Raw genomic sequence first — 1753 nt, 5'->3', positions numbered from 1 at the left:
TGCTTACATTTGTGGGGCAACACACAACTATAACGAAATAGCTTTCACTTATTTAAAAAAGCAAATTGTATTAGAGCCTTATGTTTGGATTTGTGCCAAGGCTGTTGTTTTGCCCGGTGTTTGTTGTGCGGAAGGAAGTGTGTTAGGAGCAGCAGCGGTAATCAGTAAAAACATGGAAGCATGGACGGTATATACAGGTAACCCCGCAGTACCGGTAAAAAAGCGAAATAATTTCCTATCAGAAGATATTAAGAATAAATGAAGTCTGAAAATTTAGATAAAATTTTTGATCTATGTGTTGTGGGTACCGGCCCCGCCGGGATAATTACCGCATTAGAATATACACGTTTAAATTCCGACAAAACGGTTTTGTTAGTTGAATACGGTTACCCCGGTCAAACGGTTAAAAATGAGCTTGATGATTCAATCGAAATTGGAAATCGGGTTAACCACCATGACCCTTATGAATGTACAAACAAAGGGCTCGGTGGTTCGTCGTTAACCTGGGGCGGCAGATGCGTAATGTACGACGAAGTGGACTTTATAGAGCGTCCATCTGTTGCCGGGCATTGCACATGGGATTTGGATTTATTTAACCAAACAAAAGAATATGTTCCTAAAACAGTCGAATATTTTGAATGCGGAGATCCTAAATTTAATTTAGATGAAATACCTGCATTTAAAGGAACAAAAATAGCCGAAAATTTTAAGGAAGGGGTAGTAACAGATAACGTTATTGAGCGCTGGAGCATGCCTACCCGTTTTGGCCTGCGTTATGAAAAAGATATAGCCGAACGACAAAATCTTACTTTACTGAGTGGATACGAGGCACGGGATTTTTCGGCCCCCGATAAAAATGGTAATATTTCATTTCTTGTTATAAGGCGTGTTATCGATAAAGAACTGTTGACGGTTAAAGCAAAAACTTTTGTATTAGCTGCCGGGGCGCAAGAAGTAACCCGGATTTTACTGCGCAACAAACAAGTATTTGACTTATTGGATGAAGTCCCTGCGGCCCTCGGAAAATTCTATCAAAGCCATTTGTCCGGTAAAATTGCCTCAGTTATTTTTAAAGGCAATCCTAAGAAAACCGACTATGGGTTTTTACGCAATACAGATGGTACTTACATCCGGCGAAGGTTTCAGTTTACGTCTAAATATTTAGTTGACAACAACCTGCTAAATACTGCAATATGGCTTGATAACCCTTTGTATTACGATCCGAAGCATAAAAGCGGGGCTATGTCGCTAATGTATTTGGCTATGATAACGCCCGTTTTAGGAAAAAAACTTGCACCGCCGGCAATTGCCCATTCCATAACCAAGGGTAAGGTAAAAGGCGTGGGTAAACACTTATGGAATATTGTTAAGGGCTTACCTGGTTCGCTTCTCACCCCAGCCACCATATTTTATAAGCGCTACGTACTTACACGTAAGTTGCCAGGCATATTTTTATATGGACCGCAGAATAAGTACGCGCTTCATTTTCATTCGGAGCAAATCCCCTTTGAAGCTAACCGCATGGAATTAGGTGCCGATGGTGAAAAACTTATTATACATTATGATATTACTGATATCGACATAGATTCGGTGATAAAACTTCACGAAACATTGGATAAATGGCTTCGCGAATGTAATTGCGGCGAACTGCAATATTGGTTTAAAAAGGAAGAATTATCTGATGCAATCCGAAAAATGTCTAAGGATGGCATACACCAATCCGGAACAACAAGGATTGCCAATACACCAAAAG

The 1753-nt window shown here is 40.2% G+C and carries 2 protein-coding genes; both read left to right on the top strand.

The window, feature by feature from the left end; translation table 11 throughout:
• Positions 1-262: LbetaH domain-containing protein (locus tag AC1DPZ_RS26530; RefSeq protein ID WP_477409158.1), on the top strand; the 262-nt coding region annotated here is incomplete at its 5' end.
• Positions 259-1753, top strand: a 1495-nt coding sequence (locus AC1DPZ_RS26525) for a GMC family oxidoreductase (protein ID WP_477409156.1), incomplete at its 3' end; no start/stop codon positions are given. The genes AC1DPZ_RS26530 and AC1DPZ_RS26525, both read left to right, overlap by 4 nt.

Source organism: Mucilaginibacter sp. P4_G9, from assembly GCF_056400985.1.
This window is presented reverse-complemented; position numbering and strand designations above follow the sequence as displayed.